Source organism: Halobacillus andaensis, assembly GCF_014636475.1.
In the GTDB taxonomy this organism is placed as follows: Bacteria; Bacillota; Bacilli; order Bacillales; family Halobacillaceae; genus Halobacillus_A; species Halobacillus_A andaensis.
The window spans coordinates 43,665-49,664 of record NZ_BMEL01000007.1; the positions used below are offsets into that span (position 1 = coordinate 43,665).

A 6,000-nucleotide genomic window follows, 5' to 3' on the forward strand; every position below is an offset into this window, starting at 1 on the left:
CCTCGGGCTTTTTGCCCTCCGGGGTCTCACCATGTACTTTTTCCCACAGGAGTCTCCCCGTTCCCCAACGCTCCTTACGTTATAAGCTTCGCGATTACACAAGTTCAATTTTATTCAGAAACAGCGTAAAAATGGCTCAATCCCCCATTGTAGAACCTTTCTAGAATGCTCTTTTTATGATCATTCAAAAATAACGAAACCATTCTTCTAAATAAGGGTGTTTTACTACTAATATCCTTATTTGATCTGTATTTAACCTAAAAAGAGAGCCTTTCCTCATGTTGCTTAAGGAAAGGCTTGGACCAAAATTATTATTTCTTATTCAAAAAGGAGAGGCAAAACAAACAATCTTCATCACGTGGACTGCCAAAATGCAAATTACAAATATGAAAGCCTTCTTCGTATAAGCGAGCCAGATTGTCATATCCTTCTCCGACAACGGCTCCCTTCTCACTTTTTGCTTTAGAATCAGCCTGTTGAACACTTTCACTTTCCCGGTCTAAACGTTGACGTAAATGATGATTTTCAAGCGACAAGTGCTGATTTTCTTCTAGTAAATAAGCAAGCTGCTTTTTTAAGTCACCCAATTGTTCATAGAGCTCGCCAATCTGCGTTTCTAAATGAGATACTTGTTCAAATATAGCTTTCTTGTTCACGCTTGACTCCACCCCGTCATTCTGTGGCTTCGGTTTGAACGATACCTTCATCGATCAGCTCCTGTAAGGAATATTCCAGCGTACGCTCCTGTTCACGAAATTCAACTTGAACAAGACGCTCTAACATATTAAGACCTACAACCTTACCTTTACCGTAGGAAGTTGCTATGTTTTCCCCTATGTCTGGAAGGTCTCGCTTAGCGGATTCATACTCATCGTTTTCATACTTCAAGCAGCACATGAGACGTCCGCACAGACCGGAGATCTTCGCTGGATTTAAGGACAAATTCTGATCCTTTGCCATTTTTATGGATACAGGTTCAAAATCACCTAAAAAAGTGGAACAGCAAAGCATTCGTCCACAAGGTCCGATGCCTCCCAGCATTTTTGCTTCGTCACGTACTCCAATTTGTCGTAATTCGATCCGTGTTTTAAATACAGACGCTAAGTCTTTCACCAATGTTCTAAAATCCACTCGACCGTCTGCGGTAAAGTAAAAAATCACTTTCTTACGGTCAAACGTATATTCTACATCGACTAAGTTCATGTCTAATTTATGTTCACGAATTTTACCCACACAAACTCGATAGGCTTCTTGAGAAATCTCTTGGTTTTCGTCTACTGACAATTTATCTTTCTCATCGGCTGTACGCATAACCTTTTTCAAAGGTAAAACGACATCTTCTTCGTCTACCTCTCGATTACTTATAACGACTTTACCGAATTCGATCCCGCGTACTGTTTCTACAATGACATAATCATCTGTTGTTAGATGATTAGGACCAGGATCAAAATAATATATTTTTCCCGCCTGTTTGAATCGGACACCTACAACTTCGATCACTATATAATCACCTCTGCAGTTGAAGTGTAAGTTGCTCCATCACGAGTGTCGGATGGACATTCTGATTTATTTTTCGTTTCGCCTCTAAAATTAAAGCTAAAGAATGAGCAGCAGATTGTCGTGACCAATGTAATGAGGCTTGTTCCCTTTTTTCTCTCTCTTGTTGAAAAACAATCGCTTGTTCCCGGTCCAAATTATAATGAATTAAATCATGGAACCAAAGCATCAGAACATCTAAACCTATCTGTAACTGTTTTCTTTCTTTAAAGTGAGGCATCCACTGATGGTTGATAAATAAAAGTCCTTCGTTAGGTTTATGAAGAAGCACTTCAACTAATTGTATCACTAATTTTCGCACATTAGCAAACCACTCATCGTCATTTAATTCTTGAGCTTCAGCTAAATTATTTGTCAAAGCAGCGAGAATTCTAGCATTGGATTGCGAGACTCCCTGCTCCTCAAGCTGATGCTCCACTCGCTCAGGATGTAAGGGCTGAAAGGCAAGCAGCTGACACCTGGAGCGAATCGTATTCAACATCGCCTGGCTATTTTCTGTCAAAAGGATGGCCGTTGTCTGCTGACTCGGCTCCTCTAAAAATTTAAGCAAACGATTAGAAGCATTGGTTGTCATTTTATCAGCATCAACAATAATATAAACTTTTCGATTGGATTCAAGCCCTGTATATGTGAATTCCTTTTGTAAATTAAGGATTTGTTCTTTTTTGATGGATTGACCATCAGGCTCCACCCAATGCAGGTCAGGGTGGTTTCCTGAATCAATCCGCTTACATTCGAGACATTGCTGGCAAGGCTCAACGCCGTCTCTGTTTTTGCAAAAAATGCTTTTCGCAAATAAGGTACTCATTTCACGCTTTCCTGTCCCTCGATCACCTTGAAAAAGGTACGCATGCGAGATTCGCTCTTTTTTAAAGCTGTTGGTAAGCATTTGAGTAACTAAAGGCTGTATTTCTTTTATTTCTGTCCATGTTGACATAAGCTTTCCGTCCTTAAGTATACAAGTTAATTAACAACCCTTTAATTTCTCCGATAATGCCCAGTAAATCAATCGAATTCCTTTCTTGGTCCATCACAGCTTCTGTCAACTCAGCCAATCGATCATCGACCGATTCGACAATCGTTAACTTTCGGCCGCGCCCTTGGATATCAAAGCTGTGGCTTTGCTTCACGTGATAGCCGTATTGTACAGCTTCTTCAACAAAGTCCTTTATCATTCGTTTGTACTTAGCTAAATCACGAAACGAACGAAAGCGAGCAACCTTTTCTCCTTGAGTTGAAATGCTCTGCATTAACTGGTTCAATTGATTTTCTTGAAGCTGTTTCGTTTGAGAATGAACCATGGAGTCAAAATTTTGCCGCCCTCTATTGTTTAACTGAGATTGCTGCTTCGCTCCTTCGAGTTGTGTCCGCACATCCTGCGTGATTTTCATAAGTGAACTCCTTTTTAAAACTGAAAAAATGAATCGATTGGCAGCACGAACACTGTAGCTCCGCCCACTTCTACCTTTACTGGCTTCGGAATGTAGGAGTCAGCATTGCCGCCCATTGGAGAAATCGGAGCAACCATTTGTTCACGCTGGCTGCAATTTTTACGAATGATATCTAACGCATCATCTACGTCACCATCATCGCAGCCAATCATAAACGTCGTATTTCCTTCTCGTAAAAATCCGCCTGTAGTTGATAATTTGGTTGTCTTTAAATTATTCTCTGATAGAGCATCTGTCAGACGATTACTATCTTTATCTTGAACAATCGCAATGATCATCTTCATGAGAAGAAAACCTCCTATAGGATTTTTTTACTATTATATCAAACTCAGTGATTTGATAAAAATGGCTGAAGCGCGGTCATAGCGGCTTCTTTCACCCTATTCATAGGTTGATCAGCATCGATTGATCTCATACGTTCAGGGTACTGTTGAAGCAGTTGTAAGTACGCTTCGTACACCTTCTCGTGAAAATCGAGCTCCTCCAAATCCAGTCGGTTTTTCTCCCTCTCCTCATTACTGGCAATACGTTGAAGTCCCTTGGAAGGTTCAATATTGAAGAATAACGTGACATCTGGCATACGATCTTCAATTGCAAACTTATTAATTCGATAAACCTCTTCCATACCTAAACCACGGGCATGCCCCTGGTAAGCAAGACTCGAATCTATAAATCGATCACATAAGACAACTTTGCCTTCATTCAAAGCAGGAATGACCTTCTCAACAAGGTGCTGTCTTCTTGCTGCTGCGTATAATAAAGCTTCTGTTCGCCCATCCATGCTGGTGTGAGTTTTATCTAGAATCACTTGACGAATCCGTTCGGCAATGTGAATGCCGCCTGGCTCTCTCGTTTCTAATACGGATAACCCCTGGCTTCTTAATTCCTCGCAAATGATTTTTAAAATAGAAGATTTACCGGCTCCATCGCCGCCTTCAAACGTAACAAAAAGTCCCTTCACTAAACCATTCTCCTTTAAAACACCCAAGTCCCCTGTTCAATATACGTGTTCTGAAAGCGCGTGTTTTGCTCTAGTAATGCGCGAACGCTTCTCACTTGCTGCTCCGTCATCCGCTCCCCTTTTAAAATAAAAGGAATACCTGGAGGATAAGGTACCACAGCCTCTGCACAAATTCGTCCAGCAGCTGCAGACCAGCTTACAAATTCAGGGGTGGCCTGTTGCATATCTTGATAACTTAAATCCAAGGATTGAACCTTTGGAAATAAAAGTTGTTCTTTCTTTATTGTATCATGCCCCTTCCCAATTTTTAATTGCCAATTCATCTTGCCTAACCGTTTCTTTAAAAGACCTAAATCAAAGCTTGGAGCAAGCCCGCAAACTAACAAAACCTGTTCAGTAGTAGCAAGCTCAGGATAAATGCCGACAGATTCCAACACTTCTGCAACTTCAAACCCCGTCCAGCCCTCTTTTGTCTCAAGAGTGAGTTTTAACAGATCATCACGTTCTGTTACAGGCAGCACGCAGAAGGGAGCATCGACTGCACTAAAAGCTTCCCTTATCTCAGAGAGATAAGAAAGCAGCTTTTCTTTCTCTCTTTCTTTAAATGTTTCTAAAAATAGACGTGACAAGTCTAAACTAGCCATTAATGGATAGGAAGGACTACTCGATTGAAACACTTGTAAATAATACGTTAAACGAGATTTATTTACGCGAGAGCCTAACGTATGTAAAAAAGAAGACATTGTCATAGCGGGCGCCATCTTGTGAGCCGACTGCACGACAATATCAGCTCCCGCATGTAATGAAGACTTAGGAAAAGGAGGGCCTAAAGAAAAATGTACCCCGTGAGCTTCATCTACAATAACAGGAATATTGTACTCATGAATAGCCGTAATCACTTCTTCGATCGGATAGGTACGTCCAAAATAGTCAGGGTACGTTAAAATGACCGCTGCAACACGGGGAGTATGGTGCAACGCTTCTTTGATCATTCCTTCATGAATACACGTATAACGATTCGTTTCATGCTCATATTCCGGAGTGAAGAAAACAGGATGAGCTCCTGCTAATTCGATCCCATGCATAATAGACTTATGGCAGTTACGTTGGACGAGTACCTGATCTCCCGAACGGCACGTTGCTAAAATAGCAGCTAAGTTTCCTGATGTACTTCCATTCACTAAAAAATAAGTCTCATCAGCACCAAAAAAATCGGCTGCTAACTTTTGAGCCTCGTCGATAACTTCTTCAGCCGCATGTAAATCATCCATACCCGTAATCTCTGTCGCATCGATAGAAAGTATATCTTTGAACGTCCTTTTTCCTTTTGAAGGAAATACTTCTCCGAACTTATGCCCTGGAACATGAAACGATAAAGGATCTCGCTTTGTATGTTCAATCAACCGATCATATAGTGGAGTTTTTTGACCTTTATATTGCATGGCAATCACCTTCTACTTTCATTATCTATCCTATATGCTACACGAAACAAACGAAAAAAAACCACTCCTATTTTAATAGGAGTGGAAGGTAGCAGCTATGAATAAATCATCGCTCGGTGAGCTTTATTCATTTGTTCAATATAAAATTTATACTTAGGATCATCCGTGGACGTATGAATCATTTCTTTTTCACAAGAAGAACAAATATAAATGCGGAGTAAATAGATGCCATCGTCTGTCTGTTTTGAACAAATACTACAACAGTCTGTACTTTTCATTCTCCAGCCTCCTCACGCTGTCTTTTATAAGACAAGCTTGCTATATCCCTAGTATCTCCTAATCTATGAATCCTATACTATTTTTTAAAAAAAGTAAGGTAGAGTTTATAAGTTAGCAGAAGAGGGCTTTTCCATTATCCTGTAAAACTAAAAAGTCTGTCAAAAAAGCTTAGATGGATGAAAATTTGTGAGGATAAGGTTTCTTCATGTTTGCCTAGAGTAAAAAGTAAGATGAACTTATATGAATACATCAAAAAAACCGAAAGCATATGCTTTCGGTTTACGTTAACGTGGCAGCGTCCTACTCTCAC

At 40.3% G+C, this 6,000-nt stretch carries 8 protein-coding genes; all 8 read right to left on the reverse strand.

Translation table 11 applies throughout. The annotated features are described in order from the left end of the window. Positions 1-311 precede the first annotated feature (311 nt). The 8 genes from yabA to IEV27_RS19535 all read right to left on the reverse strand — a co-directional run bounded on the left by yabA (position 312) and on the right by IEV27_RS19535 (position 5,689). The gene (yabA, locus tag IEV27_RS19500) at positions 312-656 is read right to left on the reverse strand and encodes a DNA replication initiation control protein YabA (protein WP_188379186.1); all 345 of its coding nucleotides are present in this window, start codon (positions 654-656) and stop codon (positions 312-314) included. A gap of 16 nt (positions 657-672) precedes the next feature. Then, a complete protein-coding gene (locus IEV27_RS19505) occupies positions 673-1,500 on the reverse strand; it encodes a PSP1 domain-containing protein (protein WP_188379187.1) in 828 nt (275 codons plus the stop codon). Between the two features lie 7 nt (positions 1,501-1,507). Continuing rightward, on the reverse strand, positions 1,508-2,494 hold the full coding sequence (gene holB, locus IEV27_RS19510) for a DNA polymerase III subunit delta' (protein ID WP_188379188.1): 987 nt from the start codon (positions 2,492-2,494) through the stop codon (positions 1,508-1,510). Positions 2,495-2,507: 13 nt separating this feature from the next. Beyond that, entirely contained in the window at positions 2,508-2,948 is a 441-nt protein-coding gene (locus IEV27_RS19515; protein WP_188379189.1) for a YaaR family protein, read from the reverse strand. Positions 2,949-2,962: 14 nt separating this feature from the next. Continuing rightward, positions 2,963-3,292, reverse strand: a complete 330-nt coding sequence (gene darA / locus IEV27_RS19520) for a cyclic di-AMP receptor DarA (RefSeq protein WP_188379190.1) — start codon at positions 3,290-3,292, stop codon at positions 2,963-2,965. A 44-nt stretch (positions 3,293-3,336) separates the two neighbouring features. After that, on the reverse strand, positions 3,337-3,969 hold the full coding sequence (tmk, locus tag IEV27_RS19525; protein WP_188379191.1) for a dTMP kinase: 633 nt from the start codon (positions 3,967-3,969) through the stop codon (positions 3,337-3,339). Positions 3,970-3,983: 14 nt separating this feature from the next. Further along, positions 3,984-5,411 carry an aminotransferase class I/II-fold pyridoxal phosphate-dependent enzyme gene (locus IEV27_RS19530; protein WP_188379192.1) on the reverse strand — a complete coding sequence of 476 codons (1,428 nt, stop codon included), beginning with the start codon at positions 5,409-5,411 and terminating at the stop codon, positions 3,984-3,986. A 95-nt stretch (positions 5,412-5,506) separates the two neighbouring features. Further along, entirely contained in the window at positions 5,507-5,689 is a 183-nt protein-coding gene (locus IEV27_RS19535) for a sigma factor G inhibitor Gin (RefSeq protein WP_188379193.1), read from the reverse strand. Positions 5,690-6,000: the final 311 nt, after the last annotated feature.